The following is a 17,409-nucleotide window of genomic DNA, read 5'->3' as shown; positions in this document are numbered from 1 at the left end:
GAGAAATCATCATGAACGTTGAGAATCATCCGGTGGTGTCGCGCGAAGAATGGCTCGCCGCCCGCAAGCAGCATCTGGCCGATGAAAAGGCCTTCACCAGGGAACGCGACCGCCTCAGCGCCAAACGCCGCGCGCTGCCGTGGGTGAAAGTTGACAAGGACTACCGCTTCATGGGGCCGGACGGCGAATTGAAACTCACCGACCTGTTCGGCCAGCACAGTCAACTCATCGTCTATCACTTCATGTTCGCCAAGGGCTGGGAAGAAGGCTGCCAGGGCTGTTCGTTTCTCGCCGACCACTTCGACGGCGCCAATCTGCACCTGGCCCATCATGACATCGGGCTGGTGGCGGTATCCCACGCGCCATTCGCCGAATTCCAGGCGTTCAAGCGGCGGATGGGCTGGAAGTTCGACTGGGTGTCGTCGGACGGTTCCGATTTCAACTACGACTTTGGCGTTTGTGCCCGTGCTGAAGATGCCGAAGCCGGAAAGGCTACTTACAACTATGAAAAGACTGACAGTGGTGAAGAGGAAATGCCGGGGCTGAGCGTGTTCTATCGCGCCAATAACGGCGAGATATTCCACACCTACTCAACCTATGCCCGGGGTCTGGACCTGCTGGTCGGCGCCTACAACTTTCTCGACCTCACGCCAAAAGGGCGGAACGAGGACGAGATCATGGAGTGGGTGAGGCATCACGATCGCTATGACGGAGAACACAAATCCAGTTGCTGCCACGGCGACTGAGCCGGCAAAGACACTGAACTTTTCACGGGTCACGGCCCTCAACCGGTTAACCCGCCTTAACCGGATCTGAGGCCTGCCATCATGAAAACCCTGCTCCCCCTCACACTCGCCGCCACACTCGCCTGCGCCCTGCCCGTGTGGGCCTGCACCCCGGAAGAAGCCACCGCCAAACGCGAACAACTGGCTCAGGAAGTGGCGAAACTCACCGAGCAAAACCCGGCCAAGGCCAAGGAAATCAATGCCGAGCTGCAGAAAATGGACCTGGGCACCGCTTCTGCCGATCTGCCGGACAAATGCCAGTTGATCGACCAGCGCTTGAAGGAGCTGGATTCGGCCGAGCATAAAACCGAGGGTTAACGGCCTCGGACTTCAACTTCCACCACAAGGGACACCCTCAAGGCAGTGTCCTTTCGTCCGTAGAATTGCATTTGTGCATTTATTTATTTGCATAAATGCATATTCAGACCTAGGGTTACCTCGAGCCTGCTCGGAACCCGCCGCAGAAGTGGCACCCCTTAACCGCCGACGGCTCGTAATACACGCAGGACATTTGTTTTCATTCATGGAGGATTGAAAAATGTTAACCACTGAAACAACGCAATACACCGGCAACACCCTGCCCGGGTGCCTGACCGGCCATCTGCTCGACGCGCAACTGGTCAAGGTCGAAGCCGCGCCACAGGTCGAGGCCCTGGCGGCCTCTAGCCTGAACTTCACGATGCAGCAACAGACCCAGACCAACTGGTGCTGGGCCGCGGTTTCCGCTTCGGTCGGCAACTATTACGGCACCGGGTCATGGACTCAGTGCGGCGTTGCCAGCACCCAGTTGAACCGCAACTGCTGCAGCCAGCCGGGGCCGTGCAACGTCTATGGCTATCTGGACTCGGCCCTGCAAACCACCCGCAGCTACAACGGGATGAATCAGGGTTCGTTGCAGATGTCGGCCATCCAGAACCAGATCAACATGGGCCGGCCCGTCGGTCTGCGCTGTGCCTGGTACGGCGGCGGTGCGCACTTCCTGACGATCTATGGCACCAATGGCAACTACGTGCTGGTCGCGGATTCGATCTACGGCTATTCGACCCGCGCATTGAACTCGTTCCCCGGTTCCTACAACGGTGGCGGCAACTGGACCCACACTTACTTCACGGCGAAAAACTAGGAGGGCGACATCATGCAACTGACTTATCCAAAGGCGCCCTCCAACGGCGTACAGACCTTGCGTCCGGTGCTGCAAGCGGCGCTGCAAACCCAGGGATTTGGCATAAATCGCCAGTTCGCCAGTGCTGTACCGGCGAAAATCAGCCTGAGCGAGGCTTATCGCGGCTACTCGCTCAGCCTGGAGGACCTGAGCCAGGGCAAAGGCCTGAAAGACGCCCGACACGGCGACTGGCATTACCTGGTGTTTGCCGACGGCGTGTCGATTGCCGATGCGCAATTGGCCGAAGTCCGCGGTCACGTCGAATTTGCCTCGTTGAACCACGGCAACCTGGCCACCGCCACGGTCAATGCGCTGAAGCTGGCGGAGCAATCGCCGCAGTTGCAGGGCAAAACCGTCGAGCTGCGAGTGCTGTTCGTTTCGGCGCTGCATGTCGTGGCGATCTGGCTGCACGCGGCCGGTGAAGATGTGCTGATCCCGATCGAGCCGACGCCCAAGGAGCTGGCCCTGAACGGGCTGTACAGCGAGGCCGCCCTGCTCGCGCAGCTCAAACCGAAGGCGGATCAGACCAAGCAGCGCTTTGACGCCGACACCCGTGGGCAACTGGGCAGCTGATAAACGCAGGCAATAAAAAAACCCGGACAGTGTCCGGGTTTTTTATTGCCTGCCTGAAACGCCTTACTCGGCCGCAGGTGCTGCCGGCTTGCGGCGTTTGAGCGGGGCCATGCCGTCGCTGCTCACCAGAGAATCCGGCTTCGGACGGTTGGCGCTCTTGCGCTTGGTCGGGGTCTTGGCGGCAGCTTTTTTCTTGTCGCCCTTGGCGTCGGTCTTTTTCTTCTTCACGCCGACGGCCTTGCCCGAGGCCTTGACCTTCTTCGGTCCGCCGTAGGTGCCTTTGACTTCCTTGATGGTGCGGCGCTCGAAGCTCTGCTTCAGATAACGCTCGATGCTCGACATCAGGTTCCAGTCGCCGTGGCAAATCAGCGAGATCGCCAGACCGTCGTTGCCGGCACGGCCGGTACGACCGATACGGTGAACGTATTCGTCGCCGCTGCGAGGCATGTCGAAGTTGATCACCAGATCCAGGCCATCAACGTCCAGACCACGGGCCGCCACGTCGGTAGCCACCAGGATCTTCACGCCGCCCTGCTTCAGACGGTCGATCGCCAGTTTGCGATCCTTCTGGTCTTTTTCGCCGTGCAGCACGAACGCCTTGTATTCCTGGGCGACGAGGCGACCGTAGATGCGGTCGGCCATGGCCCGGGTGTTGGTGAAGACGATGGCCTTCTGATAGGTCTCGTTGGCCAGCAGCCAGTTGACGATCTGTTCTTTGTGCTGGTTGTGGTCGGCGGTGATGATCTGCTGACGAGTGGTGTCGTTCAGCTGGCTGACCGCGTTGAGCTGCAGGTGCTCAGGGTTGTTCAGCACCTTGGCGATCATCTCGCGCAGGCCGGAACCGCCGGTGGTGGCGGAGAACAGCATGGTCTGCTGACGGTTCGGGCATTCGTCGACCAGACGCTGCACGTCTTCGGCGAAACCCATGTCGAGCATGCGGTCGGCTTCGTCGAGCACCAGCACTTCGACTTCTTTCAGATCGAGGTTGCCGGCGTTCAGTTGCTCGATCATCCGGCCCGGGGTGCCGATCAGGATGTCCGGCACCTTGCGCAGCATGGCGGCCTGGACCTTGAAATCTTCACCGCCGGTGATCAGGCCGGACTTGATGAAAGTGAACTGCGAAAAGCGCTCGACTTCCTTCAGGGTCTGCTGGGCCAGCTCGCGGGTCGGCAGCAGGATCAGGGTCTTGATGCTGACGCGGATCTTGGCCGGGCCGATCAGGCGGTTGAGGATCGGCAGGACAAACGCGGCGGTCTTGCCGCTACCGGTTTGCGCCGTCACCCGCAGGTCACGCCCCTGAAGCGCCAGCGGAATGGCCGCGGCTTGCACAGGCGTTGGCTCGACAAATTTCAGCTCGGCCACGGCTTTGAGCAGGCGTTCGTGCAGGGCGAATTGGGAAAACACGGGTGCTACCTCGAAGATATGCAGAAAAACAGCTGCATAGGTTACCGGTTTCGAGCGCTCAGGCCGAGTTTCTTTATGAAATCAGCCGCAATCAGTGGCTTTTTTGTTGCTCGATTTGTCTCCAACGGTAATACACAGCGTCTTAAATGCTCTAATCGCCCGTCGCGTCCTACAGAAGAATCGTTGCCCTCATGGATTTCAAACAGCTCTGGCTCAACGCCCAAGACCTTTGGGGTGCCCTCGATCAGCACCCGCTCCTGCACGCCGGCCTGGCACTGATCCTGCTGCTGGTGATCGCGCTGGTCCTCGGACGAGTGGCGCGTTACCTGATCCTGCATGCCAGCCGGATGCTCGGTCGCCAGCCCGCGCTGCACTGGATCAACGACTTTCGGCATAACAAGGTGTTTCAGCGTCTGGCGCAGATGACGCCGTCGCTGGTGATCCAGTTCGGCCTGCACCTGGTGCCGGAGCTGAGCAAGACCGCCATGGTGTTCCTCGGCAATGTGGCGCTGGCGTTCACCATTCTGTTCCTGCTGCTGTCGGTCAGCGCCCTGCTCAACGCGCTGCTGGACATTTACGCCCGCACCGAACACGCCCGCACCCGCTCGATCAAGGGTTACGTGCAACTGGCGAAAATGGTCTTGTACGTGTTCGGCGCGATCATCATCGTCGCCACTCTGATCGACCGTTCGCCGCTGTTGCTGCTGTCCGGTCTGGGTGCGATGTCGGCGGTGATCCTGTTGGTCTACAAGGACACCCTGCTGTCGTTCGTCGCCAGCGTGCAACTGACCAGCAACGACATGCTGCGGGTCGGCGACTGGATCGAAATGCCGCAAGTCGGCGCCGATGGCGATGTGGTCGACATCACCCTGCACACGGTCAAGGTGCAGAATTTCGACAAGACCATCGTCTCGATCCCGACCTGGCGCCTGATGTCCGAATCCTTCAGAAACTGGCGCGGCATGCAGCAGTCCGGCGGGCGGCGGATCAAGCGCAGTCTGTTCATCGACGCCAGCGGTGTGCGTTTCATCCGCGACGATGAAGAAGAGAAACTGTCCCAGGTGCACCTGCTGACCGCCTACATGGGCCGCAAGAAAGCCGAACTCAAGGCCTGGAACGAAGCGCAGGGCAACGTCGCGGCGATGTCGGCCAACCGCCGGCGCATGACCAACATCGGCACCTTCCGCGCCTATGCCTTGGCTTACTTGAAGAGCCACCCGGAGATCCAGCCGAACATGACCTGCATGGTCCGCCAGATGCAGACCACGGCCCAGGGCATTCCGCTGGAAATCTACTGCTTTACCACCACCACGGTGTGGGCCGATTACGAACGGATCCAGGGGGATATTTTCGATTACCTGCTGGCGGTGCTGCCGGAGTTCGGATTGAGCCTGTATCAGCAGCCGAGTGGTGGGGATTTGCGCTCCGGGATATTGCCGGCAGTCCTTGGCGCGAGCCACATTCCAGAAGCCGAAAAACATCTGATGTAGCGCTTTCTTCAGCGCAAAAAAAGACGCAACCCGGGTTGCGTCTTTTTTTGTCCGGCCGACTTATCAGGCCTGACGCTGCGGTGCCTTGTGCACCATGGTGTAGGCGTAGTCGACACCCATGCCGTACGCGCCGCTGTGTTCCAGCACCAGGTCCATCACCGCTTGATAAGTGTCTTTGTGCGCCCAGTCACGCTGGTACTCGAGCAGCACTTGCTGCCAGGTCACTGGTACGGCGCCGGCCTGAATCATCCGCTGTACCGACATGTCGTGGGCTTCTTTGGTAGTGCCGCCGGATGCGTCGGTGACGATGTACACCTCGTAGCCTTCAGCCAGCGCTTCCAGAGCCGGGAAGGTCAGGCAGACCTCGGTCCACAGCGCGGCGATGATCAGTTTCTTGCGGCCGGTGGCCTTCACCGCGTCTACCAGCGCCTTGTCTTCCCAGGAGTTCATCGAGGTGCGTTCGATCGGCTTCTGCTCCGGGTGTACCGCCAGCAGTTCCGGCCAGATGTAGCCGCTGAAGCTTTCGGTTTCGACCGAGGTGTAGATGGTCGGTACGTTGAAGATCTTCGCTGCCTTGGCCAGGCCGACGGTGTTGTTCTTCAAGGTCTGACGGTCGATCGACTGCACGCCGAAAGCCATTTGCGGCTGGTGGTCGATCAGGATCAGGGCGGAGTTGGTCGGGTTCAGCAGTTCACGGATAGACATGGCGCGTTCCTTTTGATGTCGATTCAGCGTTTCGATTGGGTAATGGGTGAGTCGAGTGGCTTGCCGTCTTCGGCGTTGTTGTCTCGGCTTGGATGTCACTTTAGGGGCTAGCCGATAAAGGGACAATTCCCTAAAATCGAGAATCATTGATTCTAAAAAAGGGACAATCATGGATCGCATCGAATGCATGCGCGCCTTCGTGGTGACGGTCGGCGAAAACGGCTTCGCGGCCGCCGCCCGGGCCATGGACGTGCCCCGGTCGAAAGTCAGCAAACAGATTCAGGCGCTGGAAGAAGCCATCGGCGTGCAACTGCTGCAACGCACCACCCGCAGCCTGCACCTGACCGAGGCTGGCGCGGAGTATTTCGAAGCGGCGCGGGAAGTGATTGCGGCGCTGGACGAGGCCGAGCAGCGAGCGCGGGACGGGGTTGGCGAATTGCGCGGCGTACTGCGCGTAAACGCACCGATGTCGTTCGGCCTGCGGCGGCTCGGCAAACTGATTCCGCTGTTTCATGAACAGCACCCGAACATCGAGCTGCAACTGGTGCTCAGCGACCAGCAGGTCGATCCGGTGCGCGGCGGATTCGACGTGACCATCCGCATCGCCAGCCTGCCCGACTCGACCATGATCGCCCGGCAACTGGCGCCGGCGCCGCGAATCATGGTCGCCTCCCCCGCTTACCTCGAACGCGCGGGCACGCCCCTGTCGCCGCAGGATCTGCGCTCGCATCAATGCTTGAACTACGGCTATCTGCAGAGCGGCGTCAGCCTGCAACTGTGCAACGGCAAGGAGACCCAGCGCGTCAACGTCACCGGGCCATTGCACGCCAACAACGGCGACCTGCTGGCGCAAGCGGCCGAGGCCGGCATGGGCATTGCGCTGCTGCCGGACTTCATCGTCGAAGAGGCACTGGCGGCCGGGCGACTGGTGCCGGTGCTGTGCGAATGGCAAGCCCCGGCGATCACTATCAACGCGGTGTATTCGTCAGCGCGGCGGGTGCCGCAGAAGACCCGGGCGTTTATCGAGTTTCTGGTGGGGCAACTGGCTGCGACGTAGCTCTGGATGATCGTGCGAACTCAAGCGGATTGCGGAACATCACATACGCAGGATCCAGGCCTGAATCCTTCGGAAAGACCACGACATAATCTTCGAACACTACGTCTGCCGGGTCGGAAAATGTTTCCAGTAGTGGTACTGACGCCGAACGGATAAACCCTAATCGGTATGGCGTGATTGCAGCAGGTGGTAGAGCGGTTTCAAGCGTGTCAGGAGGACACCAATTTACGGTGACCGGGGTGCTTCCATCCGCAGTAAAACTGTAGGTCTGCGCCACGTCATCCCAGACCGCCGCCCGGACTCTTACCCCCGAGGTCGAGTTATCAACGTTGGCGGGCGTGAGAATGACCTGATGCAAAGTCTTGATTTCTCTGATCCCCTGAAACAGCGTGCCGGTCGGTACGGAGTAAGTGCCGCTGCTCAATCTGAACGGTACATCGACGGCGCCAAGAGTTGCCGCCAGATACTGCCAGTCCAACCCCTCAACCGGGATCAGCTCCGCCAGCGGAACGCAAACCCCATACAGGCCTGTGTCGGCGCGACTGCGGAAACCGAACTGCAGCACTTCGGCAAACTGAGCTTGCTCCGCCGGAGTGCTTGAAGTGCTTTGCCAGGTGAACTCCGACACCGCCGAACGAATGGCTTTTTGCAGATCGACACGATGACTTTCCAACGGTCGGGAAAGTGCGCCATCGACCAGGATTGCCGGCCGTGCGCTGATGAAAACCAGCGGAGCAAACAGTTGCGCTGACCCGCTGCCCAACTGTTCGCGTAGTTCAACCAGTTGCGTTTGGGCGCTCGTCAATAGAGCCTCAGACTGGGTTTGAAAATGCTTGAAACGTTGATGGATGTTTTTGAGCTTCACCACATAGCTGTCGTAAGTAGCAGTGATTTGCTGTGCAATATTTTGCCATTGGCCGCGCTCGGCTTGAGCCCGCGTCACCTCACCCAGAGCATCGTCCTTTTTGAACCGGACACGCATTTCCCAGGACTCATAGCGACCGATGGCGGCAAGCGCGTCCAGTTCGGCGGCCTCCACAGAACGAATGTCGGCCTCTCTCGAAACGACATCCACTTGCACACTCTGTCGCTGGCGCAAGTCAGCGAGACGCTCCTGCGCGATGGTCAGCGCAGCCTCTGCCGCTCGCTCTGAAACAGTCAGATCGCCGCTGATCTTGTGAGCATCAGCAAGACTTTTAGCAATGCGCTGCTGTGTAACCTGCGCCCAATCCACGGGGGCTCGGGGCCTTGCCGATGGCGCAGTTGCAGCAGACAGACTTTGCCCCTTGAACGCAGCACGGCCCTGCCCGCCGTGCCAAGCCTTTACGTGATACACCACGACGCCGGACGAGTTTGGATTTCGTTCGGTTTTCGGATGATAAAACAGCAGATCGGCGCCTCGGGGATGGCCTGCTATCCGGTCAAAATGGTTGATCAATCGATTGTGGTCGGCTTCAGGCAGATCGACGGCCCAGATCCGGTCGACCAGCGTCTGGAACTCCGGCTCGGTGTATTCGCCGAGGGTTGATTTGAGTTTCATGGTTTTTAACTTCCTTGTATGTCCGCATGACTCCGGAGGGCATTCAAGCGAATGCCCTCCGTCCTTGGTCACTTGCTTCAAAGTTAATCGGGTTTGAAGCCAGGTTTGTTATTGAGTGCGCGCCACTCTTTCACTTCTTTCAGGATGCCTTCGGGGCTGTCTTCACGTCCTTCCTTGGGGTAGAAGATGACGTCCGAGCGGTCGGGGTGTTCGGTGACCAGCTCGAAATGTATTACGCGCCTCATCATGTAGCGATCAAACTCGTCACCTGACAGCTCCTCCCCGCCCTCAAAAAGCTCTGTAAGAAACGCTCGGAATTCGGACTCTGTGTAGTCTTCGATACGTGCAGTATTTTTCATTGCGCATCCTCTCCTTTATGCACCGATATATGTCGCTTTGGCGTCATCACCAATATGTTTTCCACGTCATAAACCGCGCCTCCCTTCGCTACTGGAATTTTATGATGAAGCTCAAACTTCACTCTTCCCCCATGTTGATCTTCCAGCGCGGGAAAAGGCGCACTTCCCTTACGCATGAACCTGAGATTGGTCTTGTTGAACTGCGACACAAGAAGCTCATCCGCCGCCACAGCCTTCCAAAAGGCCTCCCTGAATCGATGAAAATTGGCAAACTCCTTCCCTCTTAACTGGTCAGCAATTTGCGCTGGAATGTGCGCACCCTCTGCCCTGGCACTGTCTCCCAACCAAATCCCCGTAATCTGCTGCCCAGTTCCCGTAGCAACTCCCGGATCATCCCTTCGATCCAGAAACAGAACATCCGGCGACGGCAGCTCCATATCCCCCGGGAACCCCGGAATACTCGCACCCGTCTGCCCTTCATCAACAGCCGGAAACGTCTCGTTTGCCGGTAGGATCGGGATGAACAGACTAATTGGTTAAACCATATAGTCCATGGGTATGTCGTCAGTTAAAAGCCACCAGAGTGCTTCGCAATCTAAACAGTTACTTTCGCCCTTTATCAATTAGGGTGAAAACCAACGTCTTAACTTGCATATCAGCGGTATATTGAAAGACCACCTTCAATCCTGGATAAGTTTTCTGATCAAGCGGATAGGACTCCCAACCGCCTGTCTGGCCCATTGGCTCAGGCATCTTTATAGGCCCCCTTGACTCAACTGCCCTTCCAAAAAGAGCATGAACACAACCTTGATCCATACTCAACTTGTAGGGCACAGGAAGTTCCCCCTGATAAGCAATGGTGGAGGGCGTCGTTTTTTTCAATGTAATAAACAACGCCTCAAACCTCTTAGTTTCCTCAAAGAAGGTCAAACTCACTCCAGCTTCCAGCTCCACATCCAACAAGTCACAGCCAGGATACAACGCATCTAACTTGCAAGACTCAGTAAAAAAATCCTTAGCAAGTAATTGTTCATAATTCTCACCAAGCCCAAGCATCAACTTATTAACTTGCATAATATTCATTCATACCACCCTTGGCGGACATGGAGATTGTGAATCTCAGAGCGAGCTTTCTCTATAGATACCTCGTCAAATCCACTCTGCGACAAACCAATTTTTATGGCGTCAAAATTAACATCTACGGCACGCCTGAGATTATCCGCATCCTCCACCTGCTTATCCCTATTGTTCCGCCCGCCATAAGTTTCACTAAATTTTCGATGTACTTGAGCTGGAATAGCCACGCTTGGGGCTTTTTTCACCATATCTGCCCTTTCTTGCCGGCCAAGTTCAGGAAACGCATATCTCAAATGGAAATCCAACGCTCTGCGCGAAGGAATATGGTCAATATCCAACCCATCCCCCCTGCTTCGCCCACTGAGTTCGTTGTACGGCCCGACCTCCAGCGGCTCAACCGGTGGACCGGCAAACACCAGATCCGGCGAAGGCAGCTCCATATCCCCCGGGAACCCCGGAATACTCGCACCCGTCTGCCCTTCATCAACAGCCGGAAACGTCTCGTTTGCCGGTAGGATCGGGATGAGCGGATTGCCGGGATAAATCGTGGGTGTCGAAGGGGAAATCGGTGTGGTGGTCGGCCCGAGGTGTTCGCTGCCCGGTGGCACCAGAGGTGTCCAGGTTCCAATGCCCACCGGGGGAATCGGCCAAGGCTGGACGGCGGGTAGAACGCCACGTCGTCCGTGGGCACTTTGCGGCGCGACGATGCTGACCCGGTCAAGATTGAACGGATTCGCATCGACGGATGCATCGTCCTGAAAACGCAGTTCGAACTCGCGGCGTTCACCCACCCAGGTGCTTTTCGGCGCATAAGGGGCGAAACCTTGCTCGACGCGTTTTTTGTTGACCTTGTCGAATTGACTGGTCAACGCGGAATGCTCACCGAGTGTTTGCCACAACACTTGGTCAAACGCGCCGAAAGACTGAATCTCCCGCCCACGTAACTGGTCGCCGATCTGACTGGGAACGGCTGCACCGGTGCTGCGGCTGGCCGTGCTCCACCAGTCAGCCTTGGCGGGTTGACCCTTGCCGGTGACGACGCCCGCGCCCAACGGTGGCAGGTTGAAGGACAGGTACATCGGCGCCGAACCTGGGACGCAGATGATGCAGTCCTGAATGCGCAGGTCGACGCCCTTCGGCAAGTCCTGAACAACCGGTGGCAGCAGCGCTATCCGGCCCTGACTCGGAACCTCTTTGGTGATGCTCGCATCGGGCGTGAACTGCAGGTGTCGGGCCGGTGAGCCGGGGACCTCTGCGGTGTAGTTTCCCGTCAGCGGATCAGGCACCGCATTGATGACCGGTACACTGGCGCTGATTTCCTTGCCGGTGGTGACCGCAATGACGGCGGTGCCTTGCGCTACGGCCTCAGGCTTGAGCCGATAAGGCATGTCCACCGACCCGCCGGAATCGGCTATCGAGCGCAGCGTCTGCTCATCAGAAAGCCCCAGCGCCTCGGCAGGCACGGCGACAGACTGAAACAATCGTCGTCGCTGCTCCGGCGTCAGTTCTCCATCACCCAGCGTCGGCGAGTACACCAACCCGCCGATCAATACCGTGGACGGATGCGGAACCAGCATGGCGAGAGGAAGGTGTTTGACCGCTTGCCGTACACCTGCCTCGATGAGTGCACCCGCTTGCTGGGCGACGAGTGCTCCGGAACGGGTCAACACCATCGCGCCTTGCGTCATCGACGACAGCGGGACGGTCAGCGTATTGGCCTGTCGGGTTCGACTTACCCGCGCATCTTCATCAGCCTGTTGCTTGAATCGAATCCGTGCCTCGCGCTGCGCGGCGTATTGGCGCTGAGCCTCCCAAACCGCTTCCCTCGCACGCCAGACCACAGTCTGCTCGGCATGATGCCTGGCCAGTGCAGCAGACTTTTCCCGCAGGGTATGGATCTGCGAGGTCAATAATCGCGCTTCATGGGCGGCGTTGTACGCGGTTTCCCAGATCCGGTGGCCGTCATCGAGCGCTTGGCCAAACTGGGCGATTCGAGTCAGATAGTGATGGGACGAGCGCGTCAGCGGGTCATGACCATCAAAGGAAAGGGCTGCCGCGTTCTGTGCATCGAGTTCCGCGGATTTGCGGGCGAGCAGCCCGTCGATTTCGCCTTTTTCCTTCGTGATCAGGTAGAGCTGCCAACGCTCACTGTCATCGCTGTTCGGTGGCCTGCGCGAAGCGAGGACTTCTTGCTCCAGTGACGTCGAGAGTTGACCGGCCCTTTCGGCAAAACGACGATCGACTTCCGCCCTGATGGCGTCATGTCGCTGCGCCAATCCCGCCAGGAACTGCATCAGCGCTTGATGGCGCGCCTGTTCCTGAACCTGCGTGGCGGTTGCCTGAGCCTGTGCCGCTTCGGCTTGTGCCTTGGCTGCTGCCTCAGCCTGCTCTTTTTGCTTTTTTTGAAGTGCCTCGGCTTTGGCTTTGGCCTTTGCCTTCTGCTTCTTCTTGCTGACCTTGCCGAAGCCGCCCGAAACTCCACCGCCGCCACCAAAACCACCACCCGATCCGCCACCCGACGCGGGCGGCCCGGATCGGATGACGACGCTCCCCGACGTTCCATCGTTGAAATTGTTCTGTGCCATACAGTCACTCCTTGTCTGTAGGGCACAGCGTGTCGATCAAGCGGTAATCAGGTGCGGTACATAGTTATCGCGGTGGAAATAAGGGGTTGATGGGCGATTCAGCCAATAGCCTGCGGCTTGCGAATCCCCAACCGGCTGATCCACACCGCCGCCAGAATCACACTGCCACCGAGGAACAACCGCCCCAGTTCTTCATGCTGATTCCAGATCAACAGGTTCAGCAGCAAGCCCACCGGTACATGCAGGTTGTTCATCACCGCCAGGGTGCCGCCGTTGACCAGGCACGCGCCCTTGTTCCACCAGTACAGACCGAGTGCGGTCGAGACCAGGCCGAGGAACACCAGCACGCCCCATTGCAGCGGCGCGTCGGGCAGGAAACTGGATTTGCCGAACAACAGGAACGCCGGCAGCGCCACCGCGAGTGCGCCGAGGTAGAAGAAACCGAAGCGCCGGTAGTGCGGCAGATCGCTCGGGTGCTTCGCCACCAGGTGCTTGTACAGCACCTGCCCGGCGGCATAGGTGAAGTTGGCCAGTTGCAGCAGCAGGAAGCCCATGAAGAAGTCCGGGTTGATCCGGTCATAGCGGATCACCGCCGCGCCTGCGACCGCCACCAGTGCGGCGATCAGCGCCCACGGGTTGAAGCGTCGGTTGAGAGCGTCTTCGATCAACGTCACATGCAACGGCGTGAGGATGGTGAACAGCAGCACTTCCGGCACCGTCAGCACGCGGAAGCTCAGGTACAGGCAGACGTAGGTCACGCCGAACTGCAACGCGCCGATCAGCAGCATGCCGCGCATGAACGCCGGTTCCACCGAACGCCAGCGCGTCAGCGGGATGAACACCAGCCCGGCCAGCACCACACGCACCAGCACCGCGAAGTAGCTGTCGACATGCCCGGCCAGGTATTCGCCGATCAGACTGAAGGAAAACGCCTGGATCAGCGTGACAATAAGTAGATAGCCCATGGTCGCCTCGATTTCGAATGGCGGCGACGATAGCGGTTTTTGCCGGCCATCGCTAAATCCCGGGCAAAAAAAAGCCCGATCTCGCTAAAGCGTTCAATCGGGCTACAGCACTCAGGAGCAACAAGTGCAAAGGGAGGTTCGATGCGCGTAGAGCCTTGAAGGGGTTGCGCCAGGTCACTAGAACAATCGGCGATTATCTGGCGATTAACATATCAAGCGACCTGGGAGAGTTTGGCGTTGGCCTGGTTGAGGCCTTTCTCCTGGAAGTCACCGCCCAGGTTCATGCCTTCGGCGTGGATGAAGGTCACGTCGTGGATGCCGATGAAACCCATCACCTGACGCAGGTACGGTTCCTGGTGATCCGCCGGGCCGCCGGCGTAGATGCCGCCGCGAGCAGTCAGCACGTAGGCACGCTTGCCGCTGAGCAGTCCTTGCGGACCGGTTTCGGTGTACTTGAAGGTCACGCCGGCACGCAGCACGTGGTCGAGCCAGGCTTTCAGGGTGCTTGGAATCGCGAAGTTGTACATCGGCGCGGCCATCACCAGCACGTCGGCGGCCAGCAGTTCATCGGTCAGCTCGTTGGAGCGATCCAGCGAGGATTGTTCGTTGGCGTTGCGCTGTTCGGCGGGCTTCATCCAGCCGCCCAGCAGGTTGCTGTCCAGGTGTGGCACCGGGTTCACGGCGAGGTCACGGACGGTGATCTGATCGGCCGGGTGTGCAGCTTTCCACTGACTGATGAAGGTCTGGGTCAGTTGACGGGATACCGAGTCTTGCTGGCGGGCGCTGCTTTCGATGATCAGAACGCGGGACATGTTGTGTAGCCTCCATCCGAGAATGTTGTAAGTCGATGGAGTGAAGGTTAAACAGAGTCGCATCGATGAAAAAGCGCAAATAATTGCTGCAAACCATCGAAATATTCGTTTAGATGCAAGCTACACCTGCAGGAGCGGGCTGACTCGCTCCCACAGAGAGGCAAAACCGCTATTTCGGATTGCAGCTCAGCTCGACGCGCAGCTTGATGATCTCGCGGGAGAACTTGGCGGTGGCGTTGGTGTGTTTGCCGGCCGGCACTTCGATATTGCGGGTGCGCGGCGCTTCCGGGCCATTGCTGAACACGACTTTGCAGACCGCGTCGACTTCGCCGTAGTTGGCGACCCGGATGGAGCCGATGTCTTTATCGGTATCGAAGGACTCGTAGTCGATCTTCAGGCCATTGAGATTCTTCTGCACATCGATCGGATACGCAAACGCGGTCAGCGGCAGCAGCGCCAGTACCACACAACAGAACTTTTTCATTCGGCAGTCTCCATGAGGGATCGCCAGCTTAGGACAAGAGGAGCTATCGATGAAAGCGCCCCGCGTGACCCTCGATCAATGGCGAACGTTGCAGGCAGTGGTCGACCACGGCGGATTCGCCCAGGCCGCCGAAGCGTTGCACCGTTCGCAATCGTCGGTGAGCTACACCGTCGCCCGTATGCAGGATCAGCTCGGCGTGCCGTTGCTGCGCATCGACGGCCGCAAGGCTGTGCTCACCGAAGCCGGCGGCGTATTGCTGCGGCGTTCGCGACAACTGGTGAAACAGGCCAGCCAACTGGAAGACCTCGCCCATCACATGGAGCAAGGCTGGGAAGCCGAAGTACGGCTGGTGGTCGATGCCGCCTACCCGAGCGCCCGCCTTGTTCGTGCGCTGACCGCATTCATGCCGCAAAGCCGTGGCTGCCGCGTGCGTCTGCGTGAAGAAGTGCTGTCGGGTGTCGAGGAGGTGTTGCTCGAAGGCGTGGCCGATCTGGCGATCACCGGCCTGAGCATTCCCGGTTACCTCGGTGCGGAGTTGAGCGACGTGGAATTCGTCGCCGTCGCCCACCCCGAACACGCACTGCATCGGCTGAACCGTGAACTGAATTTCCAAGACCTGGAAACCCAGATGCAAGTGGTGATCCGCGACTCCGGCCGCCAGCAACCCCGGGATGTCGGCTGGCTCGGTGCGGAGCAGCGGTGGACCGTCGGCAGCCTCGCCACCGCCGCCAATTTCGTTTCCAGCGGCCTGGGCTTTGCCTGGCTGCCACGGCACATGATCGAACGTGAATTGAAGGAAGGCCTGCTCAAGCTGCTACCGTTGGATCAGGGCGGCAGCCGCAATCCGAGTTTCTATCTGTATTCGAACAAGGACAAACCGCTGGGCCCGGCCTCGCAGATCCTCGTCGAACTGTTGCGTACCTTCGACACCTTGCCGCTGGACGCACCGTTCGCCGCCCCCGAACAAGCCTGACACGGAGTTCACCGATGGCGTATTTCGAGCATGAAGGCTGCAACCTGCACTACGAGGAATATGGCCACGGCGATCCGTTGCTGCTGGTTCACGGGCTCGGCTCCAGCACGCTGGACTGGGAATTGCAGATTCCGGCACTGGCCGCGCAATACCGGGTGATCGTCCCGGACGTGCGCGGTCATGGCCGCTCCGACAAGCCCCGCGAGCGCTACAGCATTGCCGGGTTCAGTGCGGACATCGTCGCCCTGATCGAACACCTGAAGCTCGGCCCGGTGCACTACGCCGGGCTGTCCATGGGCGGCATGATCGGCTTCCAGTTCGCTGTCGATCAACCACAGATGCTCAAGAGCCTGACCATCGTCAACAGCGCGCCCGAGGTCAAGGTGCGCAGTCGCGACGACTACTGGCAGTGGTTCAAGCGCTGGAGCCTGATGCGTTTGCTGAGCCTGGCCACCATCGGCAAGGCCCTTGGCGCCAAGCTGTTCCCCAAACCGGAGCAGGCGGACTTGCGCCAGAAAATGGCCGAGCGCTGGGCAAAAAACGACAAACGTGCTTATCTCGCCAGCTTCGATGCGATTGTTGGCTGGGGGGTTCAGGAACGACTTTCGAGGATCTCCTGTCCAACGCTCGTCGTCAGCGCCGACCGGGACTACACCCCCGTCTCGCTGAAAGAAACCTATGTCAGACTGCTGCCCGATGCGCGGCTGGTGGTGATCGCCGATTCGCGCCACGCCACCCCGCTCGATCAACCCGAACGCTTCAATCAAACGCTGCTGGCGTTTCTCGCCACAGCCGATATTCACCCTCAGGATCACTGAACCATGCTGAAAAAACTCGCCCTCGCCGCCGGCACCGTGCTGTTCGCCGCCAACCTGATGGCTGCCACGCCGGCCAAGGCGCCCCACGTCGAACTGGTGACCACCAACGGCACCATCGAAATCGAGCTGGATCCGGTCAAGGCGCCGATCAGTACCAAGAACTTCCTTGAGTACGTCGACAGCGGTTTCTACACCAACACCATTTTCCACCGCGTGATCCCGGGCTTCATGGCCCAGGGCGGCGGCTTCACCCAGCAGATGCAACAGAAAGAAACCAAGGCACCGATCAAGAACGAAGCCAGCAACGGTCTGCACAACGTTCGCGGCACCCTGTCGATGGCCCGCACTTCCGATCCGAACTCGGCCACCAGCCAGTTCTTCATCAACGTTGCCGACAACGCGTTCCTCGATCCGGGCCGCGACGCCGGTTACGCGGTGTTCGCCAAAGTGGTCAAGGGCATGGACGTGGTCGACATCATCGTCAACTCCCAGACCACCACCAAACAGGGCATGCAAAACGTGCCTGTCGACCCTGTGATCATCAAGTCGGCCAAGCGCATCGACTAAGCTTTACAGGGCATATCGAGCGGCTGCAGCTTAAAACTGCGCCGCTCACACTG

The 17,409-nt window shown here is 59.1% G+C and carries 19 protein-coding genes; 9 read left to right on the top strand and 10 right to left on the bottom strand.

The window, feature by feature from the left end; all coding sequences use genetic code 11:
* Positions 1–11: 11 nt before the first annotated feature.
* The 4 genes from M5B98_RS12640 (at position 12) to M5B98_RS12625 (ending at position 2,520) form a co-directional block, all read left to right on the top strand.
* On the top strand, positions 12–746 hold the full coding sequence (locus M5B98_RS12640; RefSeq protein ID WP_248742878.1) for a DUF899 domain-containing protein: 735 nt from the start codon (positions 12–14) through the stop codon (positions 744–746).
* An 81-nt stretch (positions 747–827) separates the two neighbouring features.
* Positions 828–1,103 (top strand): hypothetical protein, encoded by a 276-nt coding sequence (locus M5B98_RS12635; RefSeq protein WP_248742877.1) that lies wholly within the window; start codon positions 828–830, stop codon positions 1,101–1,103.
* A gap of 220 nt (positions 1,104–1,323) precedes the next feature.
* The gene (locus M5B98_RS12630) at positions 1,324–1,908 is read left to right on the top strand and encodes a papain-like cysteine protease family protein (RefSeq protein ID WP_248742876.1); all 585 of its coding nucleotides are present in this window, start codon (positions 1,324–1,326) and stop codon (positions 1,906–1,908) included.
* 12 nt (positions 1,909–1,920) lie between these two features.
* Complete coding sequence (locus M5B98_RS12625; protein ID WP_248742875.1) at positions 1,921–2,520, top strand: hypothetical protein; 600 nt, start codon at positions 1,921–1,923, stop codon at positions 2,518–2,520.
* 63 nt (positions 2,521–2,583) lie between these two features.
* Here the strand turns inward: M5B98_RS12625 and M5B98_RS12620 are convergent, their stop codons facing one another.
* Positions 2,584–3,924: a DEAD/DEAH box helicase gene (locus M5B98_RS12620; protein ID WP_085710336.1), complete on the bottom strand. Its 1,341-nt coding sequence runs from the start codon at positions 3,922–3,924 to the stop codon at positions 2,584–2,586.
* A gap of 191 nt (positions 3,925–4,115) precedes the next feature.
* Here M5B98_RS12620 and M5B98_RS12615 point away from each other — a divergent pair, with 191 nt between their 5' ends.
* Entirely contained in the window at positions 4,116–5,414 is a 1,299-nt protein-coding gene (locus M5B98_RS12615) for a mechanosensitive ion channel family protein (RefSeq protein ID WP_085710335.1), read from the top strand.
* 63 nt (positions 5,415–5,477) lie between these two features.
* Here M5B98_RS12615 and M5B98_RS12610 read toward each other — a convergent pair whose 3' ends face one another.
* Positions 5,478–6,119, bottom strand: a complete 642-nt coding sequence (locus M5B98_RS12610) for a hydrolase (RefSeq protein WP_007956548.1) — start codon at positions 6,117–6,119, stop codon at positions 5,478–5,480.
* Positions 6,120–6,288: 169 nt separating this feature from the next.
* Here M5B98_RS12610 and M5B98_RS12605 point away from each other — a divergent pair, with 169 nt between their 5' ends.
* Positions 6,289–7,176, top strand: coding sequence for a LysR family transcriptional regulator (locus M5B98_RS12605; RefSeq protein WP_248742874.1), 888 nt, complete (start codon positions 6,289–6,291; stop codon positions 7,174–7,176).
* Here the strand turns inward: M5B98_RS12605 and M5B98_RS12600 are convergent.
* From M5B98_RS12600 to M5B98_RS12565, 8 genes are all read right to left on the bottom strand, one after another.
* A complete protein-coding gene (locus tag M5B98_RS12600) occupies positions 7,139–8,716 on the bottom strand; it encodes an S-type pyocin domain-containing protein (RefSeq protein ID WP_248742873.1) in 1,578 nt (525 codons plus the stop codon). The two genes, M5B98_RS12605 and M5B98_RS12600, sit on opposite strands and share 38 nt — an antisense overlap.
* An 83-nt stretch (positions 8,717–8,799) precedes the next feature.
* Complete coding sequence (locus M5B98_RS12595) at positions 8,800–9,075, bottom strand: bacteriocin immunity protein (protein WP_248742872.1); 276 nt, start codon at positions 9,073–9,075, stop codon at positions 8,800–8,802.
* Complete coding sequence (locus M5B98_RS12590) at positions 9,072–9,512, bottom strand: HNH endonuclease signature motif containing protein (protein WP_318654177.1); 441 nt, start codon at positions 9,510–9,512, stop codon at positions 9,072–9,074. The genes M5B98_RS12595 and M5B98_RS12590 overlap by 4 nt, the downstream gene beginning before the upstream one ends.
* Before the next feature lie 166 nt (positions 9,513–9,678).
* On the bottom strand, positions 9,679–10,158 hold the full coding sequence (locus M5B98_RS12585; RefSeq protein WP_248742871.1) for a DUF6392 family protein: 480 nt from the start codon (positions 10,156–10,158) through the stop codon (positions 9,679–9,681).
* Positions 10,155–12,737 carry an S-type pyocin domain-containing protein gene (locus tag M5B98_RS12580; RefSeq protein ID WP_248742870.1) on the bottom strand — a complete coding sequence of 861 codons (2,583 nt, stop codon included), beginning with the start codon at positions 12,735–12,737 and terminating at the stop codon, positions 10,155–10,157. Before M5B98_RS12580 ends, M5B98_RS12585 begins: the two co-directional genes overlap by 4 nt.
* A gap of 98 nt (positions 12,738–12,835) precedes the next feature.
* Entirely contained in the window at positions 12,836–13,702 is an 867-nt protein-coding gene (locus M5B98_RS12575; protein ID WP_248742869.1) for a carboxylate/amino acid/amine transporter, read from the bottom strand.
* A 212-nt stretch (positions 13,703–13,914) separates the two neighbouring features.
* Positions 13,915–14,514, bottom strand: a complete 600-nt coding sequence (locus M5B98_RS12570) for an FMN-dependent NADH-azoreductase (protein WP_134825822.1) — start codon at positions 14,512–14,514, stop codon at positions 13,915–13,917.
* Positions 14,515–14,683: 169 nt separating this feature from the next.
* Positions 14,684–14,998 carry a 3-phosphoglycerate kinase gene (locus M5B98_RS12565; RefSeq protein ID WP_085710332.1) on the bottom strand — a complete coding sequence of 105 codons (315 nt, stop codon included), beginning with the start codon at positions 14,996–14,998 and terminating at the stop codon, positions 14,684–14,686.
* 49 nt (positions 14,999–15,047) lie between these two features.
* Here M5B98_RS12565 and M5B98_RS12560 point away from each other — a divergent pair, with 49 nt between their 5' ends.
* Genes M5B98_RS12560 through M5B98_RS12550 form a run of 3 tightly spaced genes read left to right on the top strand, consistent with a single transcriptional unit; the run spans position 15,048 to position 17,356 of the window.
* The gene (locus tag M5B98_RS12560; protein WP_007956543.1) at positions 15,048–15,971 is read left to right on the top strand and encodes a LysR family transcriptional regulator; all 924 of its coding nucleotides are present in this window, start codon (positions 15,048–15,050) and stop codon (positions 15,969–15,971) included.
* 14 nt (positions 15,972–15,985) lie between these two features.
* Positions 15,986–16,789 carry an alpha/beta fold hydrolase gene (locus M5B98_RS12555; RefSeq protein ID WP_248742868.1) on the top strand — a complete coding sequence of 268 codons (804 nt, stop codon included), beginning with the start codon at positions 15,986–15,988 and terminating at the stop codon, positions 16,787–16,789.
* 3 nt (positions 16,790–16,792) lie between these two features.
* Positions 16,793–17,356 (top strand): peptidylprolyl isomerase, encoded by a 564-nt coding sequence (locus M5B98_RS12550; protein WP_134825820.1) that lies wholly within the window; start codon positions 16,793–16,795, stop codon positions 17,354–17,356.
* Positions 17,357–17,409: the final 53 nt, after the last annotated feature.

The organism is Pseudomonas sp. MWU12-3088, assembly GCF_023242405.1.
Classification (GTDB): Bacteria; Pseudomonadota; Gammaproteobacteria; order Pseudomonadales; family Pseudomonadaceae; genus Aquipseudomonas; species Aquipseudomonas kribbensis.
The sequence above is the reverse complement of the archived record's forward strand: the minus strand, read 5'-3'. Positions and strand labels throughout refer to the sequence as shown.